The 22,603-nt window shown below is 61.8% G+C and carries 19 protein-coding genes; 17 read left to right on the plus strand and 2 right to left on the minus strand.

The genetic code is table 11. From position 1 onward, the window contains the following. The first annotated feature begins 44 nt into the window (after window positions 1-44). The 15 genes from ACL9RI_RS18000 (at window position 45) to ACL9RI_RS18070 (ending at window position 17,962) form a co-directional block, all read left to right on the plus strand. Window positions 45-1,319, plus strand: a complete 1,275-nt coding sequence (locus ACL9RI_RS18000) for a M48 family metallopeptidase (protein WP_422727869.1) — start codon at window positions 45-47, stop codon at window positions 1,317-1,319. After that, entirely contained in the window at window positions 1,316-1,675 is a 360-nt protein-coding gene (locus ACL9RI_RS18005; protein ID WP_422727870.1) for a 4a-hydroxytetrahydrobiopterin dehydratase, read from the plus strand. Before ACL9RI_RS18000 ends, ACL9RI_RS18005 begins: the two co-directional genes overlap by 4 nt. Beyond that, window positions 1,672-2,577 (plus strand): ribosome small subunit-dependent GTPase A, encoded by a 906-nt coding sequence (gene rsgA / locus ACL9RI_RS18010; protein ID WP_422727871.1) that lies wholly within the window; start codon window positions 1,672-1,674, stop codon window positions 2,575-2,577. Before ACL9RI_RS18005 ends, rsgA begins: the two co-directional genes overlap by 4 nt. A 285-nt stretch (window positions 2,578-2,862) precedes the next feature. After that, complete coding sequence (locus ACL9RI_RS18015) at window positions 2,863-3,333, plus strand: hypothetical protein (RefSeq protein WP_422727872.1); 471 nt, start codon at window positions 2,863-2,865, stop codon at window positions 3,331-3,333. 145 nt (window positions 3,334-3,478) lie between these two features. Then, entirely contained in the window at window positions 3,479-6,334 is a 2,856-nt protein-coding gene (locus ACL9RI_RS18020) for an ATP-binding protein (RefSeq protein ID WP_422727873.1), read from the plus strand. Window positions 6,335-6,616: 282 nt separating this feature from the next. After that, window positions 6,617-7,537, plus strand: a complete 921-nt coding sequence (gene argF / locus ACL9RI_RS18025; protein ID WP_422727874.1) for an ornithine carbamoyltransferase — start codon at window positions 6,617-6,619, stop codon at window positions 7,535-7,537. Window positions 7,538-7,593: 56 nt separating this feature from the next. Then, the gene (locus tag ACL9RI_RS18030) at window positions 7,594-8,829 is read left to right on the plus strand and encodes an argininosuccinate synthase (RefSeq protein WP_422727875.1); all 1,236 of its coding nucleotides are present in this window, start codon (window positions 7,594-7,596) and stop codon (window positions 8,827-8,829) included. Between the two features lie 195 nt (window positions 8,830-9,024). Continuing rightward, window positions 9,025-10,836 (plus strand): methyl-accepting chemotaxis protein, encoded by a 1,812-nt coding sequence (locus tag ACL9RI_RS18035; protein ID WP_422727876.1) that lies wholly within the window; start codon window positions 9,025-9,027, stop codon window positions 10,834-10,836. 4 nt (window positions 10,837-10,840) lie between these two features. After that, window positions 10,841-11,296, plus strand: a complete 456-nt coding sequence (locus tag ACL9RI_RS18040) for a chemotaxis protein CheW (protein ID WP_422727877.1) — start codon at window positions 10,841-10,843, stop codon at window positions 11,294-11,296. Then, window positions 11,293-12,531, plus strand: coding sequence for a CheR family methyltransferase (locus ACL9RI_RS18045; protein WP_422727878.1), 1,239 nt, complete (start codon window positions 11,293-11,295; stop codon window positions 12,529-12,531). The genes ACL9RI_RS18040 and ACL9RI_RS18045 overlap by 4 nt, the downstream gene beginning before the upstream one ends. An 18-nt stretch (window positions 12,532-12,549) precedes the next feature. Beyond that, window positions 12,550-13,236: a chemotaxis protein CheW gene (locus ACL9RI_RS18050; RefSeq protein WP_422727879.1), complete on the plus strand. Its 687-nt coding sequence runs from the start codon at window positions 12,550-12,552 to the stop codon at window positions 13,234-13,236. After that, complete coding sequence (locus ACL9RI_RS18055; protein WP_422727880.1) at window positions 13,233-15,524, plus strand: hybrid sensor histidine kinase/response regulator; 2,292 nt, start codon at window positions 13,233-13,235, stop codon at window positions 15,522-15,524. Before ACL9RI_RS18050 ends, ACL9RI_RS18055 begins: the two co-directional genes overlap by 4 nt. A 10-nt stretch (window positions 15,525-15,534) precedes the next feature. Next, window positions 15,535-16,587 carry a chemotaxis-specific protein-glutamate methyltransferase CheB gene (cheB, locus tag ACL9RI_RS18060; protein ID WP_422727881.1) on the plus strand — a complete coding sequence of 351 codons (1,053 nt, stop codon included), beginning with the start codon at window positions 15,535-15,537 and terminating at the stop codon, window positions 16,585-16,587. Between the two features lie 10 nt (window positions 16,588-16,597). Next, the gene (locus ACL9RI_RS18065) at window positions 16,598-17,623 is read left to right on the plus strand and encodes a diguanylate cyclase (protein ID WP_422727882.1); all 1,026 of its coding nucleotides are present in this window, start codon (window positions 16,598-16,600) and stop codon (window positions 17,621-17,623) included. Between the two features lie 24 nt (window positions 17,624-17,647). Then, the gene (locus tag ACL9RI_RS18070; RefSeq protein ID WP_422727883.1) at window positions 17,648-17,962 is read left to right on the plus strand and encodes a pyrimidine/purine nucleoside phosphorylase; all 315 of its coding nucleotides are present in this window, start codon (window positions 17,648-17,650) and stop codon (window positions 17,960-17,962) included. Here the strand turns inward: ACL9RI_RS18070 and murB are convergent, their stop codons facing one another. Continuing rightward, on the minus strand, window positions 17,963-18,991 hold the full coding sequence (gene murB / locus ACL9RI_RS18075) for a UDP-N-acetylmuramate dehydrogenase (RefSeq protein WP_422727884.1): 1,029 nt from the start codon (window positions 18,989-18,991) through the stop codon (window positions 17,963-17,965). A gap of 184 nt (window positions 18,992-19,175) precedes the next feature. On the opposite strand from murB, the gene ACL9RI_RS18080 reads away from it, so the two are divergent. Together ACL9RI_RS18080 and ACL9RI_RS18085 are read left to right on the plus strand one after the other, a co-directional pair. Continuing rightward, a complete protein-coding gene (locus tag ACL9RI_RS18080) occupies window positions 19,176-19,661 on the plus strand; it encodes a YajQ family cyclic di-GMP-binding protein (RefSeq protein ID WP_422727885.1) in 486 nt (161 codons plus the stop codon). A 183-nt stretch (window positions 19,662-19,844) separates the two neighbouring features. After that, window positions 19,845-21,107 (plus strand): nitronate monooxygenase, encoded by a 1,263-nt coding sequence (locus ACL9RI_RS18085; protein ID WP_422727886.1) that lies wholly within the window; start codon window positions 19,845-19,847, stop codon window positions 21,105-21,107. 53 nt (window positions 21,108-21,160) lie between these two features. On the opposite strand, the gene ACL9RI_RS18090 is transcribed toward ACL9RI_RS18085, so the two are convergent. Further along, complete coding sequence (locus ACL9RI_RS18090; RefSeq protein ID WP_422727887.1) at window positions 21,161-22,465, minus strand: leucine-rich repeat-containing protein kinase family protein; 1,305 nt, start codon at window positions 22,463-22,465, stop codon at window positions 21,161-21,163. Window positions 22,466-22,603: the final 138 nt, after the last annotated feature.

Below are 22,603 nucleotides of genomic sequence, written 5' to 3' on the forward strand. Positions count from 1 at the left end.
GCCTAATCAAACTAAATAATCAGCCATTTTCTCACAGGCACAGCATGTATTCACTCGCGTTTTCGATTTTGTTTGTTTCCATCCTTCTTTTGACCCTGGTGGTGCGCTTCTGGCTCGCTTCCCGGCAAATTCGCCACGTGCTGGCCCATCGCGCAGCCGTGCCCGCTGAATTTGCCGCAAAGATCCCGCTGGCCGCGCACCAGAAGGCGGCCGACTATACGGTGGCCAAGACCAAGTTCGGCTTGCTGACCCTGCTCGTCAATAGCGCCGTGCTGATCGCCTTTACCTTGCTGGGCGGCCTGCAATGGCTGGCCGAACACGTGCAGGCGCTGACAGGTCCTGGCATGTGGTCCCAGATCGCCCTGATCGTGGCCTTTGCCGTCATTTCCGGCCTGATCGACCTGCCCTTCGATTATTACCGCCAGTTCGTGCTGGAACAGCGCTTCGGCTTCAACACCATGCGCCGCGGCCTGTTTTTTGCCGACATGGCCAAGGGCGCGCTGCTGGGCGCCGCCATCGGCTTGCCGCTGCTGTGGGTAGTCTTGAGCCTGATGGCCAAGTCGGGCGACCTGTGGTGGCTGTACGCCTGGTTCGTGTGGAGCGGCTTCCAGCTGCTGATGATGGTGCTGTACCCTACCGTGATCGCCCCGCTGTTCAACAAATTCGTGCCGCTGGCCGACGAAACGCTGAAAAGCCGTATCGAAGGCTTGATGCAACGCGTGGGTTTCGCATCGAAAGGCTTGTTCGTGATGGACGGCTCCAAGCGCAGCGCCCATGGCAACGCGTATTTCTCGGGTTTTGGCGCCAACAAGCGCATCGTTTTCTTCGACACCCTGCTGTCGCGCCTGGCGCCGCAGGAAATCGAAGCCGTGCTGGCGCATGAGCTGGGCCACTTCAAGCTCAAGCATATCGTCAAGCGCATCAGCATGATGTTCTTGATCTCGCTGGGCTTTTTGGCGCTGCTGGGCTACCTGAAGACGCAGCCCTGGTTTTATGCAGGCCTGGGCGTCAATCCGGTGGCGCTGACCATCACCGGCCAGGGCACGGATGCACTGGCGCTGCTGCTGTTCATGCTGGTGTTGCCGGTCTTCACCTTCTTGCTGGGCCCCTTGAGCTCGCTCAGCTCGCGCAAGCACGAATTCGAAGCGGACGCCTTTGCCGCCACGCACACGCAGGCGGATGACCTGGTGTCGGCGCTGGTCAAAATGTATGAAGACAATGCCTCGACCCTGACACCCGACCCGCTGCACTCGGCTTTTTATGATTCGCACCCGCCGGCCAGCGTGCGCATCCGCCACCTGAAAGGAGCAGCAGCATGAACACCCATCACGCACCATTGGCACAACAGGATTGCTCGCCGCAGCAGCAGGCATTGAGCGACGTCGACGCGGCCGCGCTGCTGGCCCTGCTGCCCCGGTGGTCGCTGCAGGACGGCAAGCTGTGCCGCGACTTTGGCTTCAAGAATTATTACCAGACCCTGGCGTTCGTGAACGCCCTGGCCCATATGACACACAAGCAAGACCATCACCCGGAGCTCATCATTAATTACAAAACCTGCGCCGTGCGCTACGACACGCACTCGGTCAACCAGGGCGCCGGCGGCCTGTCGGCCAACGACTTCATCTGCGCCGCCAAGGCTGACCTCATCTACGACAGCGGCGTGACGGCACCATGAGCGACAGCAAACTAAGCGGCGTCATCATCGCCGCCCACGGCCGCCATTACCTGGCCGACGTGGAGGGCGCCAAGCTGCAATGCGTGACGCGCGGCAAGAAGACCAATGTGGCCGTGGGCGACATCGTGCACCTGACGCGCACTTCCAGCGACCAGGCCGTGATCGACCGCATCGAAGAACGCAAGACCCTGCTGTACCGCTCGGACCAGTATAAATCCAAGCTGCTGGCGGCCAACCTGACGCAATTGTTCATCGTGGTGGCGACCGAACCGGGCTTTGCCGACGACCTGATTTCGCGCTCGCTGGTGGCGGCCGACGCGGCCGGCATCGAGGCGCGCATCATCCTCAACAAAACCGATGTCACCGCTTCGCTGGAAAAAACCCGCGAACGCCTGCTGCCGTATTCCTCGCTCGGCTACCCGGTGCACGAAGTGTCGGCGCGCGCCCAGCCCGAACATGCGGTGGCCACCCTGGCGCCGCTGCTGGCGGGCCAGTCGTCGATCCTGATCGGCCAGTCGGGCATGGGCAAGTCGTCGCTGATCAACCTGCTGGTGCCGGACGCCGACATCGCCGTGCGCGAAATCTCGGCCGCGCTGGACACGGGCAAGCACACGACGACATTTACCCGTCTGTACAAGCTCGACGAACTGGGCGAACACAGTTCCATCATCGATTCGCCGGGCTTCCAGGAGTTCGGCCTGTATCACTTGAGCGAAGGCATGCTGGAGCGGGCCTTCCGCGAATTCCAGCCCTACCTGGGTGGTTGCAAATTTTATAACTGCCGCCACCTGATCGAACCGCAATGCGCGATCCTGCAAGCCTTGTCTGAAGGCAAGATCGCCAAGATGCGCCATACCCTGTATGGCCAGCTGCTGCACGAATCGGCGCAGACGCTGTATTGATCCCCGCCTCCCTGCCGCTGCCTGCGGCAGGGCCCCAAACCAAAGCAAGCTCAGAATTTTCCTGAAAAACGAAATTTAATTTCGCTACCGAAATCGTTCTCCGGCATTAATCCCAAAACCATTCATCCCCGTTTTTTGCGTTTCAGCGCCCGAAACCGGCCTTTCATCGCCTGCCGCTGGCTGCGGCACAGGGTGTTTGCTACCTTGCTATCTGTCCCTGCAGGAAACCTGGCAGCGACGACACGGTCTAACCCCTATCCTCAACCCTGATTGAAGGTGAATGTCATGCAAACCTCACGCCGCCTCCCTTTTACTGCCGCCGCCCTGGCCGCCGCAACCTTGCTTACGCTGGCGTGCGCCAGCTCCCTGGCGCACGCCGCCCCCGCCGGTAGCGTCAAGGTCAGCGTCGGCTCGCCCTACCGCGCCAGCGTGCAGGAAGCACGCGAAATTGAAAACAGCTACGCGCTGTCGAATAAACAGATACTGGTGGTGCGGGTGCAGGATGACCACTTCTTTGGCCGGCTGGTCAATAGCAAGAACCAGCTGCTGGGCGGACCAAGACAGGAAGTGGAAATCTACGCCCAGGCGCCCGGCAAGTTCGTCACCCAGCGTGGCGCCAGCTTTTCCTTCAGCGACGCTGGCGAGCACGTGGTGATTGACGATGCCCAGTTCCTGCCAGGACTGCGCATGCCGGCCGACAGCCGCAACGCCAGCACGCTCGATGGCAGCGCCAGCATCCGGCTGGTGTCGCGCTGAACTGGCATCCGCCCGCCACGCCTGCGTGTGGAATCGCTACCATAAATGGAACAACTCCCCCCGATGCAGCTTACAATGCGATCACTGAGCGCTGTGTGATCGCAGGCCTGGACCACTGTTTTGCGGGGAGATGGTTTGAATGGAAATGTTCGCACTCGAACATGAAGTAAGGCAGTGGGAAAGCAGCTTGCTGCCGTTGCGCGGGGCGGCACGCCTGCCGCTGCTGATATTGTTATCCTGGCATTTACGGCAACGCGATTGCACGCGTTGCCAGCAGCTATGCGAGGAAGCGGGCGCCCTGCTGCCGCTGGCTGGCCTGGCGCCGCAAGCGCAGGCACAGGCGGGTGCGCGGCTGCAACTGGTGCAGGCAGAATTGTCATGGCTGCGTGGCGAACTCGACGCAGCCGAAGCGCTGGCCATGACGGCCCACGCCACGCTCGATGCGCTGGACGACGGCGCTGGCTGTGCAGACGTCCACTGGCTGCTCTCTTCGATTGCCATCGACCGTGGCGACCATGCCGCTTGCGACGCGCATTTGCAGGCGGCGGGTATGGCGGCGCGCAGCGCCAGCGACGCCATGCGCGCCGACCTGGCCGATGCGGCAACCGCGCGCTGGGCCGTGCTGCGCGATGCACAGGCCGCCCAGGCGCGCTGGGGCGAGCGTTTTCCCGCCCGCGCGGCGCACGGCAGCGCACCGCTGGCTGCGCCGCTGGCGGCCTGGGTGCACGACTTCCATGGCTTGCAGGCGCGTAATTCGCGCGACCTGGGCCGGGCTGCCGGCCACTATATGCAAAGTCACGAGGCGGCGCTGGAAAGCGGACAACTGCGCGCGGCGATCACGGCCGCCGCGAATATCGGCGACTGCTTCGCCAATCTCAACGACCATCAATCGGCGCTGGAGTGGATGCAATGCGCGCTGGACCTGGCGCGTCCGACGGGCTGGCCACGCAGCATCGGCGGCTGCCAGACGCATACGGCGGAAACCATGCGCAAGCTGGGCCGCCTGGACGCCGCCGAAGAGCTGCTGCGCGAAGCGCTGCGCCTGCTGGCGCCCATGTCGGGCGCGCGCAGCTATGCCAACGCCCTCTTCTATCTGGGCGAGCTGAGCCTGGACAAGGGCGACTACGATACGGCGCTCGACGCCTTCAGCCAGCTGGCGCAACGCGCCGAAGCGCTGGGCCAGGCGGATTTCCGCTGCCTGGCCCAGCGCGGCAGCGCCCACGCACTGTCGTATCTGGACCGCCAGGACGAAGCGCACCTGGCGGCCCGGCGCGCGCTGCAGCTGGCCACGCAACAGGGCGACGCCATCAACCAGATTGCGGCCCTGCGCGTGCTGGCCATGCTGCATGCGCGCCACGATTTACCGCCGCCGCAAGACATGGCCGAGCGCAATCCGGCGCTGCATTATCTGCACCAGGCGCTGCAGGTGGCCGACGCCATCGCCGGCTATTCGCCGCCGGGCGAACTGTTCGACGCGCTGGCGCGCGAGTACGCGCATGCGGGCGACTATGCGCGCGCCTACGATATCGCCCTGGAAGCGGGTGCGGCGCGTGAAAAAAGCCATACCCAGCAAGCCACCAACCGCGCCATCGCGATGCAGGTGCACCACCAGGCGGAACATGCGCGCTCGGAAGGCTACCATCACCGCGAACTGGCCGCTTCCGAAGCGCGCCGCGCCGAAGTGCTGCAGCAAACCAGCGATACGCTCGAGCGCCTGTCGGCCATCGGCCAGGAAATCACCACCCACCTGGACGCGCACGCCGTGTTCCAGGTACTGGACCGCCACGTGCATGCGCTGCTGCCGGCCCATACTTTCGCCGTCTACATGCTGGACGCTGCCGGCACGGCGCTGCGGCGCGCGCATGGCATCGAAGCGGGACAGCGCCTGCCCGACAACATCATTCCGCTCAATAATCCGCGCGCCTATTCCGTGCGCTGCCTGCTGGGCCGCAGCGAAGTGTATATCCCAAAAGTGCCGGCCAGGCGCCACGCGTATACCGTGCCCGGCACGCGGCACAACCAGAGCGTGCTGTACGTGCCCCTGACAGTGGGCGAACGGGTGCTGGGCGTGATGACGGTGCAAAGCTGCGATGCCGATGCGTATGGCGAGCGCGAACGGCTGATCTTCCGCACCCTGTGCGCGTACGGCGCCATCGCGCTCGACAACGCCAACGCCTATCGCCAGCTGCAGGATGCGCAGGCGCAGCTGGTGTCGCAGGCAAAACTGGCCGCGCTGGGCTCGCTGGTGGCCGGCGTGGCGCATGAACTCAATACGCCGATCGGCAACAGCCTCTTGATCGCCAGCACCATGCAGCAAAAAACGGAAGATGTCGAACGGCGCATGAACGGTCCCGGCCTGCGCCGCTCGGAACTGGCCAGCTATATCGACGATGCGGCCCAGGCGGCGGCGCTGGTAATGCGCGGCCTGCACAGCGCGGCCGAACTGGTCAACAGCTTCAAGCAGGTGGCCGTCGACCGCACCACCGAGCAGCGGCGCCAGTTTGATTTGCAACAAGTCACCCAGGAAGTCATCGCCACCGTGATGAACCGCATCCGCAACTCGGGCCACCGCATCGAGACCGACATCGCGTTCGGCATCGCCCTCGACAGCTATCCGGGCCCGTTTGGGCAGGTCATCACCAACCTGATCAACAACGCGCTGCTGCACGCCTTCGGCCACCTGGGCAAAGATGGCAATGGCAACGAGGGATTGATGCGCCTGCAGGCCACCGCCGACGCCACGCACGTGCGTATCCGTTTCGACGACAACGGCGCCGGCATCGCCGAACGGCACCTGTCGCGCATCTTCGATCCCTTCTTCACCACCAAGCTGGGCCAGGGCGGCAGCGGACTGGGATTGTCGATCAGCTACAACATCGTCACGGCCCTGCTGGGCGGGCAGATCCAGGTGGCCAGCAGCAGCACCGGCACCTGCTTCACGCTGGACCTGCCGCTGGTGGCGCCCCGGCTGGACACGGAGGAGCCGGCCCGTATCTATTAGCCGCCGTCGGCGCCAGCAAATGGGGTCAATACTTGTCTACACAAGTACCCGCCCCGCCTATCTTTCCAATCTAAAAGCAAAACCCTTATAATTGAACGGCTGTAGTTCTTGCCATTGCAATATTTTTAACTTGGCAATATGCACCGCGTCGCGCCACCAGGGCGTGCACAACGGTCAACTCAGCAGCGCGCCGGGGCAAGGCTCATCAGCGAAGTTGTCAAGCTGAGACACCCGGCGGGAAAGGCACGCCGCCGGCGGCCTGCGCATCTTCACGTGGTCATTATGTCGACAAAAAAACCGATCAAGCATTACCTCCAGTTCTCCGATTTCACGTTGGAAGAGTACGAATACGTGATCGAGCGCGCCCACCTGATCAAGCGTAAGTTCAAGAACTACGAGATCTATCACCCCCTGATCGACCGAACACTGGTCATGGTCTTTGAAAAGAACTCGACCCGCACCCGCCTGTCGTTCGAGGCCGGCATGCACCAGCTGGGCGGCGCCGCGATCTACCTGAACACGCGCGATTCCCAGCTGGGCCGCGGCGAGCCGGTGGAAGACGCGGGCCAGGTCATGTCGCGCATGTGCGACATCATCATGGTGCGGACCTTCGGCCAGGACATCATCGAGCGTTTCGCCGCCAATTCGCGCGTGCCGGTGATCAATGGCCTGACCAATGAACACCATCCTTGCCAGGTGTTTGCCGATATCTTCACCTATATCGAACACCGCGGCTCGATCGCGGGCAAGATCGTTTCCTGGATCGGCGACGCCAACAATATGTTGTATTCGTGGCTGCAGGCGGCTGAAGTATTCGGTTTCCACGTGAATGTCTCGACGCCGAAAGGCTATGATATCGACCTGTCGCAAGTGAAAACGGAACGCTACACCTTCTTCGACAACCCGTCGGACGCCTGCGAAGGCGCGCACCTGGTCAACACCGACGTGTGGACCAGCATGGGCTACGAAGCGGAAAACGCGGCCCGTATCGCCGCTTTCGATGGCTGGATCGTCGATGGCGCCAAGATGGCCCGCGCCGCGCCCGACGCGCTGTTCATGCACTGCCTGCCTGCCCACCGTGGCGAGGAAGTGGCCGCCGAAGTGATCGACGGCCCGCAATCGGTGGTGTGGGACGAGGCGGAAAATCGCCTGCACGTGCAAAAAGCCCTGATTGAATACCTGTTACTCGGTAAAATTAACTGAAATTAGCAGCACCCGGCAGCAGTATTACATTGAATACAACGACAACTGGAAGCAATATGAGCGACATTAAAAAAGTAGTCCTGGCCTATTCCGGCGGACTCGACACCTCCGTCATCCTGAAATGGCTGCAAGATAACTACCAGTGCGAAATCGTCACCTTCACGGCCGACCTGGGCCAGGGCGAAGAACTGGAACCGGCACGCGCCAAGGCGATCAAGTTCGGCATCAAGCCGGAAAACATCCACATCGAAGACGTGCGCGAAGAATTCGTGCGCGACTTCGTCTTCCCGATGTTCCGCGCCAATACCGTGTACGAAGGCGAATACCTGCTGGGCACCTCGATCGCCCGCCCGCTGATCGCCAAGCGCCTGATCGAAATCGCCAACGCCACCGGCGCCGACGCGATTTCGCACGGCGCCACCGGCAAGGGCAATGACCAGGTGCGTTTCGAACTGGGTGCCTACGCCTTGAAGCCTGGCGTAAAAATCATCGCCCCATGGCGCGAGTGGGATTTGCTGTCGCGCGAAAAACTGCTGAAATACGCAGAAGACGCCGGCATCGAAATCGACATGAAACACAAGAACGGCGGCGCGCCGTACTCGATGGACGCCAACCTGCTGCACATCAGCTTTGAAGGCCGCCACCTGGAAAACCCGAGCGCCGAAGCCGAAGAAACCATGTGGCGCTGGACCGTCAGCCCTGAAAAGGCGCCGGACGAAGCCGAGTACCTGGACATCGAATACGAAAAAGGCGACATCGTCGCCATCAACGGCGTGCGCATGTCGCCAGCGACCGTGCTGGCTGAACTGAACCGCGTCGGCGGCAAGCATGGCGTGGGCCGCCTGGACCTGGTGGAAAACCGCTACGTCGGCATGAAATCGCGCGGCTGCTATGAAACCCCGGGCGGCACCATCATGTTGAAAGCGCACCGCGCCATCGAATCGATCACGCTGGACCGCGAAGTGGCCCACCTGAAAGACGACCTGATGCCACGCTACGCGTCGATGATCTACAACGGCTACTGGTGGGCGCCCGAGCGCGTCGCGCTGCAAACCCTGATCGATCATACGCAGCAAACCGTGAACGGCTGGGTGCGCATCAAGTTGTACAAAGGCAATGTGATCGTCGTCTCGCGCGATTCGAAAACCGATTCGCTGTTCGACATGAACATCGCCACCTTCGACGAAGACGGCGGCGCCTACAACCAGGCTGACGCTGGCGGCTTCATCAAGCTGAACGCCCTGCGCATGCGCATCGCCGCCATCGCGCGCGAAAAACGCGGCCAGAAGTAATCCCTATCCCGGCAGCTATCATTTTGATGCCTGCACCAGCCGCCTTCGGGCGGCTTTTTTGCATCTTGAGCGCACTCAGGCGCAAAATCCTGCCCTGATGCCGCCCGCCTAGACCATGAAATACCCCCATTTTGCTGTCTGCATGGCAAAATGCTACAGTGCAAATTAGTTGAACTTTCCCGATCCGGAGCCCCCATGTTCAAAGACCTGAGTATCAAGAATAAACTGTATATGGGCTTCGGCTCGATCGTGGCCATCATATTGATACTGCTGGGCGTCGCCTACAACAGCTTTACGCGGCTGTCCGAAGCCAATGGCTGGGACCGGCACACGATGGAAGTGCTGATCGAGATCGACAAGATTCACAATTCCATCCTGCAAATCCAGGTGGAAACCCGCGGATACCTGCTGAGCGGCAATGAAATCTCGCTGAACCCGGAAACCGATGAAATGGCGGTGCTGACCCAGCATACGCAAAAAGCCATCGCCATGACGATCGATAACAAGCCGCAATCGGAGCGTTTCCGCAAGATCGACCAGCTGGCCACCACCTGGGTCAAGGAATGGATCAATCCGCTGATCGACAAACGCCGCGCGCTGGGCAATGCGCCGGGCGCCACCGAGGCAGTGGCGCGCATGATACCGCCCGGTGGCTCGCCCGGCATCCTGCAGGCGAACAAGATGCTCGACGATGCAGCGGCCGAAGAAAACCGCTTGCTGGCCGAGCGTACCGCCCGCACCGCCAGCCTGCAGGAAACCATGCTGCTGACCCTGTCGCTGGGCGGCGTACTGTGCGTGGTGCTGGCGCTGGTCATTTCTTACATCCTGGCCAAGGCCATCCTCAGCCCGCTGAACAACCTGACCGACGCCGTGGGCCGCATCGCCGGCGGCGAGCAAGGGGCGCGCGCCGCCATCATCTCGGACGATGAACTGGGCAAGGTGACGCAGGAATTCAACCGCATGGCGCAAACCATCCAGGACAACCAGGCCAATGAACTGGCCGCCACCAACACCTTGCGCGCCAAGGTCGACTCCTTGCTGGAAGTGGTGTCGAAAGCCGCTTCGGGCGACCTGACGGGCAAGGTCAGCATCACGGGCAGCGACGCCATCGGCCAGCTGGGCAATGGCCTGGCAAAAATGTTTGAAAACCTGCGCAGCCTGCTCAACAACGTGCAAAAGGCCGGCATCCAGGTGACCACTTCGGCTACCGAAATCGCCGCCTCGGCGCGCCAGCAGGAAGCCACCGGCATTGAGCAGGCGCAAACCAGCGTGGAAATCCTCAGCACCACCAAGGAAATCTCGGCCAATACCAGCCAGCTGCTGAAAACCATGGAAGACGCCACGGCCGTCGCCGACTACACCACCAACGCCACGGCCGAAGCGCAAAACAATCTGAAACGCATGGATTCGACCATGCAGCACATGGTCTCGGCCACCGATTCCATCAACGCCAAGCTGGCGGCCCTGTCGGAAAAAGCCAGCAACATCAATAGCGTGCTCATTACCATTACCAAGGTGGCCGACCAGACCAACATCCTGTCGCTGAACGCCGCCATCGAGGCGGAAAAAGCCGGTGAAGCGGGCCGCGGCTTCTCCGTGGTGGCGACCGAGATCCGCCGCCTGGCCGACCAGACCTCGGTGTCCACCTGGGATATCGAACAGATGCTCAAGGAAATGCAGTCGGCCGTGTCGGCCAGCGTGATGGGCATGGATAAATTTTCGGAAGAGATACGCCGCAGCGTGGGTGAAGTGCGCCAGGTGGCCGAGCAGCTGTCGTCGGTGATGGACCAGGTGCAAAAACTCACGCCGCAGTTCGACGCCGTGTTGCAGGGCATGCAGTCGCAGGCGGTGGGCGCTTCGCAGATTTCCGACACCATGATGCAGCTCAACGACGCCACCCAGCAAACGGTGGAATCGCTGAAAGCCACCAGCGAAGCGGTGCACCAGCTGCAGTATGCGGCCGGCGACCTGCAATCGAGCGTGTCGAACTTCGCCGTCACCATCTGATCCCATGAAAGTACTGGTCTTTCACATCGGACGCGACCGCTACGGCTTGCCGCTGGCGGCCATCGTGCGCGTGCTGCCGCTGCTGGAACTGAAGCAGTTGCCGCTCACGCCAGACTACGTGGCCGGCCTGATGGATCTGCATGGCGCGCCGGTGCCCGTGGTTGACCTGTCCCGCCTGGCCGGTCTGGCGCCGGCAGCAGCCCAGTTCGACACCCGCATCATCATCGTCGACTACCGCGCGCCGGAAGGCGCCACGCATGCGCTGGGCCTGATGGCCTCGCGGGTGCGCGGCATCGCCGACATCGGGGAACAGCAGTGGGAAGACAGCGGCGTGGCAACGGCGCCCTTCCTGGGCCAGGTCGCCAGCGACGCGGACGGTATCGTGCAACTGGTGGAACTGGAGCAGCTGCTGCCGGCCGACGTGCGCGCGCTGCTGTTCCAGCCCCGGAGCACGCCATGACGGCACAGACGCTGCTGCGCCGCGCCACCGGCCTGTCGGTCTCGAAACCGGTAGCCGAACGGGCGGTCAGCCAACGCATGGAGCAAACCGGTCATACCGATAGCACCGCCTACCTGCAAGCGCTCACGCCGGCGGAAATGACGCAGCTGATCGAGCTGGTGGTGGTGCCCGAGTCGTGGCTGTTCCGCGACCCGCAAGCCTTTTATGCCACCGTCGACCTGGTGCGCGAGCGCTGGGCGCGCGGGCGCAGCACACGTATCTTGTCGATCCCGTGCGCGGGCGGCGAGGAACCGTATTCGATGGCGATGGCGCTGCGCGACGGCGGCGTGCCGAAACAGGCTTATACCATCGACGCCTATGACCTGAGCCCCGGCTGCATCGAACGGGCACAGGCCGGCGTGTATGGCCGCAATGCCTTCCGCGCACAGGACGTGGCGTTTCGCGAGCGCTATTTCACCCACGTGGCCGACGACGCCTACCGCATCATCGACGCCTTGCGCGAACAGATCACCTTCAAGCAAGGCAACCTGCTGCAGTTCGACACTGGCACGTATCACCATTATTACGACGTCATCTTTTGCCGCAACCTGCTGATCTACTTCGACAAGCCGACCACGCGCGCGGCCATCGCCAATCTGTCCGCCCTGCTGGCCGACGACGGCATGCTGCTGGCCGGCTATGCCGAAGTGCCGGCGTTTTGCCAGAACGGTTTTACGCCGCTGCAGCACCGACAGGCCTTCGCGCTGAAGAAGGACGGCGCTCCGGCGGCAGCGTCAACTCCGGCCGCCATGCCGCCTGCCCGGCCACCGCAACCGCCACGCACCCTGCGCAGCGTGCCGGCAGCACCACGCCCCACCTCCGTGGCCCCCACGGCCCCGCCACGCAGCCGTCCCGTCCCCGTGCCGGCTGCCAGCGCACCGGCCGATCTGCTGGCCGAGGCGCGCCTGCTGGCCGACCGCGGCCAGTTGCGCGAAGCGGGCGAGAAATGCCATGCCCACCTGGCCCGCACACCCGAGGCGGCGGAAGCCTATTTCATGCTCGGCATTATCAATGAACTGGCCGGCAAAATGGACCTGGCCGACGACTACTGGCGCCGCTGCATCTATTTACAACCCGACCACTACGATGCGCTATGCCATCTGGCCCTGCTGGCCGAGCGCAATGGCAACAGCACCGCAGCAGCCACCCTGAAGGCGCGCGCGGCCCGCGTCTACCAGCGCCGGCAAGCCACTTGATCAGCGGGGAAAGCGAACATGAATACAAACACCGGCACCGAAGTCCAGGACGTCATCGACGATTGCTGGAACCATATCGGCGTGGTCGGCGACCAGAGCTGCGCCAGGCTGCCGGCCAACGTCCATTGCCGTAACTGCGAAGTGTATGCGGACGCCGCCCAGCGCAACCTGCAGCGCCCCGTCGACGCGCACTATCAGCAGGAATGGGCCAGCCACTTCCGCGCCGTCGGCGCTGGCGGCGCCATCAAGGACAGTTCCGTGCTGGTGTTTCGCATCGGCCGCGAATGGCTGGCGCTGCCCACGCAGGTATTCGACGCGGTGGCGCCGCAAGCGCGGACCCACGTGCTGCCGCACCGCAGCGGCGCTGGCCTGTCGGGCATCGTCAATATCGGCGGCAAGCTGTATCCCTGCATGTCGCTGGCCACCCTGCTCGGCATCGATGAACAGGGCGCGCCGCCCGCCAAGGGACGCCACACGTTTGCGCGCCTGCTGCTGATGCGCTGGGAAGACCAGTCCTACGCACTGCCGGTGGCCGACCTGCATGGCATCGTGCGCTATGCGGCCAGCGCCGTGCAGGCGCCGGCGGCCACCATCAACAAGGGCCTGTCGCGCTATCTGTCGGGCGTCATCACCGAAGGCGAGCTGCGCATCGGCTGCCTCGATACGTCGCTGATCGGCTTTCAACTTGCGAGATTACTACGATGAGCCAGGACAAGCAGGGCGACCTGAGCGCCTTTTCCATGCTGGACCTGTTCCGCATGGAGGCCGACAGCCAGACGCAAATCCTCACCGACGGCTTGCTGGCAATGGAACGCCAGGGCGGCGACGCCGCCGCCGTGGAGCCGATGATGCGCGCCGCGCACTCGATCAAGGGCGCGGCCGCCATCGTCGGCCTGCAAGTGGTGGTGCAACTGGCGCACGGCATGGAAGACTGTTTTGTCGACGCCCAGCACGGCCGGCTGAAGCTGACGCCGGAGCGGGTCGATGTGCTGCTGTCCGGCGTGGACCTGATCGTGCAAGTATCGCGTCTGGACGACGCCGGCACCGAAACCTGGCTGGCCGCCAACGCGGCGCAGATCGATACGGTGCTCAATGCCATCGCCGGTATCGCCAACCTGCCCGAACTGCCAGCCTTGCCAGCCGTTCCCCCGGCGGCAGAACCAGCGCCGGCGTTGCCAGCCGACATACACGATGCGCTGCCTGGCGGCCCGGCGGTCGATGAAGCGCCTGGCGCCGCACCGCGCGCGGCCGCTGGAGCCGCAGCCAAGGCGCCCGCGCAAAACTTCGACCGGCTGCTGTCGCTGGCCAGCGAATCGCGCATCAATGCACACCAGATGCATCCGTTTATCGGCGCGCTGCAGCGCTTCAAGCGCAACCAGAGCAGCCTGTTTTCCGCCATCGAGCAGCTGCACGAAGCGATCTCGCGCTCGGGCGACGCGGGCCTGATGGAAAAATCGCTGCTGGCGCTGCAAAAGACGCAGCCGCTGAAACAGTTCATGCTCGAACATATCGCCGACATCGAAAGCTATGAACGGCGCCTGCTGGCCGTCTCGCAAGGCATGGTCGATGAAGTGCTGGCGCTGCGCATGCGCCCTTTCCGCGACGGCATCCACCCTTTTCCGCGCATGGTGCGCGACCTGGCGCGCAGCCTGGGCAAGGAGGTGCAGCTGGAAATCGATGGCGAAGACACGCTGGTCGACCGCGACATCCTGGCCAGGATCGAAAGCCCATTGAACCACATGCTGCGCAACGCCATCGACCATGGCATGGAAACGCCATATGAGCGCATCGAGGCAGGCAAGGCGCCGCTGGGCACCATCCGCATGGAAGCGCGCCACCGCGCCGGCATGCTCAGCATCGAAATCAGCGACGATGGACGTGGCGTCGACCTGGAAAAAATCCGCCAGTCCGTGATCGACCGCAAGATGGCCAGCCCCGTGATGGCGGCTGCCCTGTCGCCGGGCGAACTGCTGGAATTCCTGTTCCTGCCCGCCTTCAGCCTGAAGGCGACGGCCAATCAATTGTCCGGACGCGGCGTGGGCCTGGACATCGTGCACGAAACCATCCGCCAGCAAAACGGCACGGTGCGGCTGGAATCGGAAACGGGGCGGGGCTTCCGCGCCCTGATCACCCTGCCCCTGACGCAATCGATCGTGCGCGCGCTGGTGATCACGATCCAGGGCGAAGCCTACGCCATCCCCATCGTCAAGGTGGAAAGCGTGGTGCGCGTGCCGCAGGAAGCCGTCCACACGCTGGAAAACAAGCAGTTCTTCGAGCTCAAGGGCGAACACCTGGGCCTGGTGTCGGCCGCGCAGGTGCTGGAACTGGGCGAGGCGAACGCGGGCGGCACCGACCTGCCGGTGGTGGTGATCGGGCGCGGCAAGCAAAGCTACGCGCTGGTGGTCGACGCCATCCGCGGCGAGCAAAGCCTGGCCGTGCAGGCGATCGACCCGATCTTCGGCAAGATGCGCGATATTTCCGCCGCCGCCCTGTTAGATGATGGCGAGCCGGTGCTGATCCTCGACGTGCCCGATTTGCTGCTGTCGATCGAAAAACTGCTGCACGAAGGCGGCCTGCGCCAGCTGGCGCAAACAGGCCACGCCGAACAGCGGCGCGCCAAGCGCGTGCTGGTGGTCGACGATTCGCTGACGGTGCGCGAAATGGAGCGTAAACTGCTGCTGGCGCGCGGCTTCGAAGTCGATGTGGCCATCGATGGCATCGATGGCTGGAACGTGGTGCGCAGCGGCGAGTATGATCTGGTGATCACCGACGTGGACATGCCGCGCATGGACGGCATCGAACTGGTGTCGCTGATCAAGAAAGACTTGCACTTGCACAAACTGCCGGTGATGATCGTATCGTATAAGGACAGACCGGAAGACCGCGCGCGCGGCCTGTCTGCCGGCGCCGATTTTTATCTGACCAAGGGCAGCTTCCACGACGAGACACTGCTCGACGCGGTGGCCGACCTGATAGGAGATGCGCGTTTATGAGTTGGGTTTCATGAAAATTGCAATCGTTAATGATGTGGCCATGGCGGCCGAAGCGCTGCGCCGCGTGGTGGCCAGCACGCAGGAGCACCAGGTATTATGGATCGCCCGCACCGGGTTGGAGGCGGTACGCATGTGCCAGGACAATCGCCCGGACCTGATCCTGATGGACCTGAACATGCCCGAGATGGATGGCGTCGAAGCGACCCGATTGATCATGGAACAAAGCCCGTGCGCCATCCTGGTCGTCACGGGCCGTCCGCAAGACAACGTCAACCAGGTCTTTCGCGCGCTGGGCGCCGGCGCGCTCGACGTGACCGCCACGCCTGTGCTGCAAGGAAAAATGGGAGGCGATAGCGAATTGTTGACCAAGATCAAGACCATTGGCAAGCTGATACGGCATAGTGCCGAAGCGCCACCGCAGCGCCAGGTCAATGGCCATGGCGGCGAGCGCGGCGAGGGACAAGTGACCTCCCTGGTGGCGATCGGTGCATCGACCGGGGGACCATCGGCCGTGGCCAGGGTGTTGTCGGGCTGGACGGCGCCGCCCGGCTGCGCCATCGTGGTGGTACAGCATATCGATGAAACCTTTGCCTCGCACTTTGCCAAGTGGCTCGATGACCAGCTCAGCATGCCGGTGCGCGTGATCGTCGAAGGCGATGAACTGGTGTCCGGCACGGTGCTGATTGCAAAGACCAACGATCACCTGCTGCTGGATCAAAATTATCGCCTGGGGTACGATGCAGCACCGCGCGATTATGTGTATCGCCCATCGGTCGACGTCTTTTTCAATTGCGTCGCCCAGCATTGGCGCGGCGAGGCGATCGGTGTGTTGCTAACAGGCATGGGCCGCGATGGTGGGGATGGCTTGCTGGCCATGCGCCGTGCCGGCAAGGCAACCATCGCGCAAGACCAGGCCAGCAGCGCCGTGTATGGCATGCCGCGCGCGGCGGCTGAACTCGATGCCGCACAGCAAATCCTGCCCTTGGACAAGATCGGTGCCAGCCTGCGCAACCGCCTGGGCGTCAAACTCGACAATGGGTACGAGCCCGCCCCTAACATCTGAAAAGAATGCAATGCCAGAATTTTCCTCCAGTCTGCCCCAGCACGAGCCCGCCCTGACGGAATTCAAGGTCAGCGTTCTGCTGATTGACGACCAGTTGATCATCGCCGAAGCCATCCGCCGCATGCTGAGCGATCAGCAAGACATCGAATTTCACTATGTGACGGATGCCACGCAGGCGCTCGATACGGCGCTGCGGCTGCAGCCGACCGTGATCCTGCAAGACCTGGTCTTGCCTGGCACCGATGGTTTCGCTTTGATCAAGCAGTACCGCGAACAGGAAACGCTGGCGCACGTGCCCGTGATCGTGCTGTCAGCCAAGGATGACCCGAAATTGAAGGCCTACAGCTTTGCCGTCGGCGCCAATGATTACGTGGTCAAACTGCCGGACCGGCTGGAATTGCTGGCGCGCATACGCTACCACTCGAACGCCCATATCAGCCGCCTGCAGCGCGACCAGGCGTTTCGTTTCTTGCGCGAAAGTCAGAAAAACCTGGCCGACGCCAATATCGAATTGCAGAAACTGGCCGCCCTCGATGGTTTGACGGGCATCGCCAACCGCCGCCGCTTCGATGAAACCCTGCATTTCGAATGGCAGCGGGGCCAGCGCGACAAAGCGCCCTTGAGCCTGCTGTTTTGCGATATCGACCATTTCAAGAGCTATAACGACCAGTTCGGCCATCTGGCTGGCGACCTGTGCCTGAAAAAAGTCGCCGCCGTATTGACCGAACATTTAAAACGCCCGGCCGACCTGGCCGCCCGCTATGGCGGCGAGGAATTCGCGCTGATCCTGCCGGAAACCGAACTGGCCGGTGCGCTGCAAATCGCCGAAGCGTGCCGCCGCCAGCTCGAAGGCATGCAGATTGAAAACCCTGCAGCGGCGACGGGCATCGTCACCATGTCGATCGGCGTGGCCACCGTCGTGCCCTCGCCGAAATCGACGGTGGAAGCCCTGATCAACCGCGCCGACCAGGCGCTGTACACGGCCAAGCGCGGCGGACGCAACAGAGTACTGAGCGCAGAAGCAACGGGCGACTGATTTTCAACCGCAAGAAAGGCAAGCATGAGTACGCAACTGGAGCATGTCAGCGTCGTCAAGAAGTCGAATATCTATTTCGACGGCAAGTGCATTTCGCACAATGTCATCTTTCCCGATGGCACGAAAAAAAGCGTGGGCGTGATTTTTCCGTCATCGTTGCGCTTCAACACGGGCGCGCCGGAAACCATGGAAGTCGTCGCCGGCCTGTGCAAGGTACGCCTGGCCGACACCAGCGAATGGCACAGCTATGGTGCGGGCCAGGAATTCAAGGTGCCGGCAAACAGCTATTTCGATATCGAAACGCTAGAAACACTGGATTACGTCTGCCACTTCGGCTGATCAGACAAACACCGGCTCCGGCGACAGGCGCACGCCATATCTGGCTTCCACATCGTCCTGTATCGCCCCGGCCAGGCGGGTAATGTCCGCGCCACGAGCGCCGCCATTATTCACCAGGACCAGCGCCTGCTTGGGGTACACGCCCGCCGGGCCCAGGTTCCTGCCCTTCCAGCCGCACTGATCGATCAGCCAGCCAGCCGCCAGCTTTTCCGTGCCGTCGGGCTGCACATGGTGCACCAGCGCCGGGAAACGTTCCAGCAAGGCAATGCATTGCTCGTGCGACACGACCGGATTCTTGAAGAAACTACCCGCATTGCCAATCACGGCAGGATCAGGCAATTTGCGCCGGCGTATGGCCATCACGGTATCGGCCACCTGCTGCGGCATCGGGCTCTCCAGCTTCTGTTCGGCAACGGCTTGCGCCAGTTCGCCATAGCGCAGGTTCGGCTGCCACTCGGCCGGCAAGGCAAACGTCACTTCCAGCACGATCAGGTCACGCCCCTCGGCCTGCTTGAAAATACTGTCGCGATAAGCAAAGCGGCAAGCTTCGTTATCCATGTCATATACGATGCCGCTGGCCGCATGCATGACCGTCACCTTGTGCAGCACATCCTTGATTTCCACGCCATAGGCGCCGATATTCTGGATCGGCGCGGCGCCCACCGTGCCGGGAATCAAGGACAGGTTTTCCAGGCCGCCCACGCCTTGCGCCAGGGTCCATTGCACGAACTCGTGCCAGTTTTCACCGGCAGCGGCCGTCACCAGGATGGTATCGAGCGTGGCTTGCGCCAAACGCATGCCGCGCGTGGCCATATGCAATACGGCGCCGGGAAAGTCGCCGGTCAGCACGATGTTGCTGCCGCCGCCCAAAATCAGCTGCGGCAGGCCGGCTATCGCCGGATCGCGCAGGGCAGCCTGCAGTTGCGCCGTCGAAGTGATGCGCAGATAAGCTGCGGCGCTGGCCTCGATACCAAAGGTATTGAGGTGCTGGAGAGAGTAATTGTGTTCGATGGTGAGCTCTGAAGACATGGGATAAGGAATTTTTGCTCGATTATAGAGCTAAAGCGACAAAAAACCATCTCAGGACAAGGGCGGTTCGCCCGTTGTCCGTTAAAATGTCGCATCTTTAACAGGGCCGTTTGATCGCAGCAAATCAGGCGCAAAGGCCCGGCGCGCCGAGCGCGCGCTCGCTTTAACCAGAAAGGAATAGACCATGCCGTCATTTGACGTAGTCTCCGAAGCCGATATGATCGAAGTGAAAAATGCTGTCGAACAATCCAACAAGGAAATCTCGACCCGCTTCGATTTCAAGGGCAGCGATGCCCGCGTAGAACAAAAGGAAAACGAGCTGACCGCGTTTGCCGATTCCGAATTCCAGCTCAGCCAGGTACGCGACGTGCTGACGAATAAGTTGACCAAGCGCAAGGTCGATGTGCGTTTCCTCGAAGACGGCGACATCAAGAAGATCGGCGGCGACAAGGTCAAGCAAGCCATCAAGATCAAGAATGGCATCGAAACGGAAGATGCGAAAAAAATCGTGCGCGTCATCAAGGACAGCAAGATGAAAGTACAAGCCAGCATCCAGGGCGAATCCGTGCGCGTCACCGGCGCCAAGCGCGACGACCTGCAAGCGGCCATGGCCATGCTGCGCAAGGACGTGCCTGACATGCCGCTCGAGTTTAACAACTTCCGCGACTGATCAAACAAGGCTGCTGCGCCCGTATGGCGCAGCAAGAGAACCGCGCAATGCCTCGGGGTGCCTTCCCGCTTGGGGTAGAATTGGGGCTGCGCAAAGCTGCATGCCGCGCGCTGGCAAGGGACAACCTTGCTGGCGCGACAGTACATCTGGCTCAGTGATAACCACGGTAGTCTAAGGATAGCAATGAAACGTGTTGATGATTTCCGCCTGCGATTTGGCAAAAAAGAGTATGTGCCCATCATGATAGGCGGAATGGGTGTGGACATTTCCACCTCGGAGCTGGCGCTGGAAGCAGCCCGGCTGAACGGTATCGGCCATATTTCCGATGCCATGGTGGAAGATGTGTCGGACCGCCGTTTCGATACCACTTTCGTCAAAGACAAAACGAAACTGTACAAGTTCAACATCAATAATAGCGACAAGGCCGTGGTGCAGTTCGACCTGGGCCGCCTGGCAGAAGCGCAGCGCCTGCATATCGGCAAGACCATGGAAGCGAAAAAAGGCGATGGCCTGATCTTCGTCAACTGCATGGAAAAGCTGACCATGAATGGCCCGCGCGAAACCTTGCGCGTGCGCCTGAACGCCGCACTGGACGCCGGCATCGATGGCATCACCCTGTCGGCCGGCCTGCACTTCGGCTCGTTCGCCCTGATGGCCGACCATCCGCGTTTCCGCGACGCCAAGCTGGGCATCATTGTCTCGTCCGTGCGCGCCCTGCAAATTTTCCTGCGCAAGAACGCCAAGCTGGACCGCCTACCTGACTTCATCATCGTCGAAGGTCCACTGGCCGGCGGCCATCTGGGTTTCGGCATGGACTGGGCCAATTACGACCTGCACACGATTACTCTGGAAATCCTGGCGTACCTGAAGGCTGAACAACTCGATATTCCGCTGATCGCCGCCGGCGGCATTTTCACGGGCAGCGACGCCGTGTCCTTCCTGGAGGCAGGCGCAGCCGGCGTGCAAGTGGCCACCCGCTTCACCGTCACCCATGAGTGCGGCTTGCCAGCCAAGGTCAAGCAGGAATACTACAAGGCGTCGGAAGAAGACATCATCGTCAACGGCGTCTCGCCGACCGGCTATCCGATGCGCATGCTGAAAAACACGCCAGCGATCGGCGCCGGCATCCGTCCAGGCTGCGAATCGTACGGCTACCTGCTCGATGCAACCGGTAATTGCGCCTACATCAATTCGTATAACCGCGAAGTAGCCGCCCATCCGGAGCAAAAAACCGTGGTGGTGATGGACAAGACGTGCCTGTGCACCCATATGCGCAACTTCAACTGCTGGACCTGCGGCCATTACACCTACCGCCTGAAGGACACCACGCATAAGCTGGACAATGGTCAATACCAGCTCTTGTCGGCTGAACACGTGTTCAAGGACTACCAGTTCAGCGTCGACAACCAGATCGCTTTGCCTGAAAAAGAAATTATTCAAGGCTGAATGGCTTCAGCTTGAATGAAAAATGGCGCAGCCTGTGAAGGCTGCGCCATTTTTTATGCCCGTTGCATATGCAACAGCATGGTTTCGATCTGCTCGAAGCGGGGCCGTTGCAAGACGTCTTCTTGCAGACAGGCATCCCGTAAGGCTGGCAAAGCTGGTGGATAGTCATTGCCATGGTCGATCAACTCGCCAAGCAAGATACCGAAGGCCCGCGCTTCGATTCCCTGTAATCTTGCCGCCTGCAAGGAGTGTGGATCAAACAGGGAGGCAGCGCCAAAGTCGCCCAGCAAACAAGCGTCGCCATCGGCATGCAGGATATTATGGCCATACAAGTCGCCATGCAGTATGCCGTGCGCATGCAATTGCCGCACGGCTGAAGCAATGCCATGGGCCAGCGCCAGGAGTTGTTGCGAACTAAAGCGTAGTCCATCCACATACACGTCACGGGTACAGGAAGCCAGGCTCGGTGGGCCGGCCAGGTTGCGGAACATCGGATCGATCAGGGGCATGACCAGCCCCATCGCGCCTTGCGGATGGCCGTCGACCGTGCCAAGGATGGGAATCAGGCCCGCATGCGGCCCCGCACTGACGCAGGCCGCCATCTCGCTGCGCGGCAAGCCATCGCTGGTCATTGCCCCTTTGAACAGTTTGACGGCCACATCATTACCATCGAGTACGGCCTGGGAAATCACGCCCGAGGCGCCCTCGCCCAATACGGGGCCGATCTGCAAACGCGGCCAGGCGATACCAGCAATATCCGCTTGCGCCAGAGCCGCCACTTCGCGTGCTTCACTAACCGGATTACCCGCATACGCCAGCCAGGAGAGGCGCGGCAAGGACAATAGCCAGTCAGGCAAGGCCGTGAAACGATTGGCGGCGATACGCAGCAACTCCAGCCGCGTGCAAGCGGCCAGCGAGGCTGGCAAGGCAGTCAGTTGATTTCCCGCCAGCATTAATTTCTGCAATTGCGTACAGCGGCCGATTTCCTCGGGCAAGGCTGTGATGGCATTGTCAGTCAGCGTCAGCCAGCGCAGTTTGGGTGGCAAAGAGGCGGCCGGCACCGTATGAATCCGGTTCGCCTTGAAACCGATCATGCTCAGTTCAGGGCACGAACCCAATACAGGCGGCAAGACGGTAAACAAGTTATCCGAACAAAATACAATGCGCAGCTTGTGCAGGCGCGGCAAGTGGTCGGGCAGGCTGCTCAGCTGATTACCGGACAGGTCGAGAATTTCCAGGCTGTCTGCCAGGTCAAAGATTTCAGTTGGGAAAGCGGTCAAGCCGCAGGATAAGCTCAAGCGGCGTATGCCCGTCAATCGGCCAGCGCGCAGTTCTTCCAGGGTATGGGGAGCAGACATGGACAGCCTTTCAAAAGACGAAAAAAAACCCGACCATTACTGATCGGGTTTTTTTCTACTACGAATAACAAGCCTGACAATAACCTACTTTCACACTGGTTGCAGCACTATCATCGGCGCAAAGTTGTTTCACGGTCC

The organism is Janthinobacterium sp. Mn2066, from assembly GCF_049319705.1.
GTDB lineage: Bacteria > Pseudomonadota > Gammaproteobacteria > Burkholderiales > Burkholderiaceae_D > Janthinobacterium.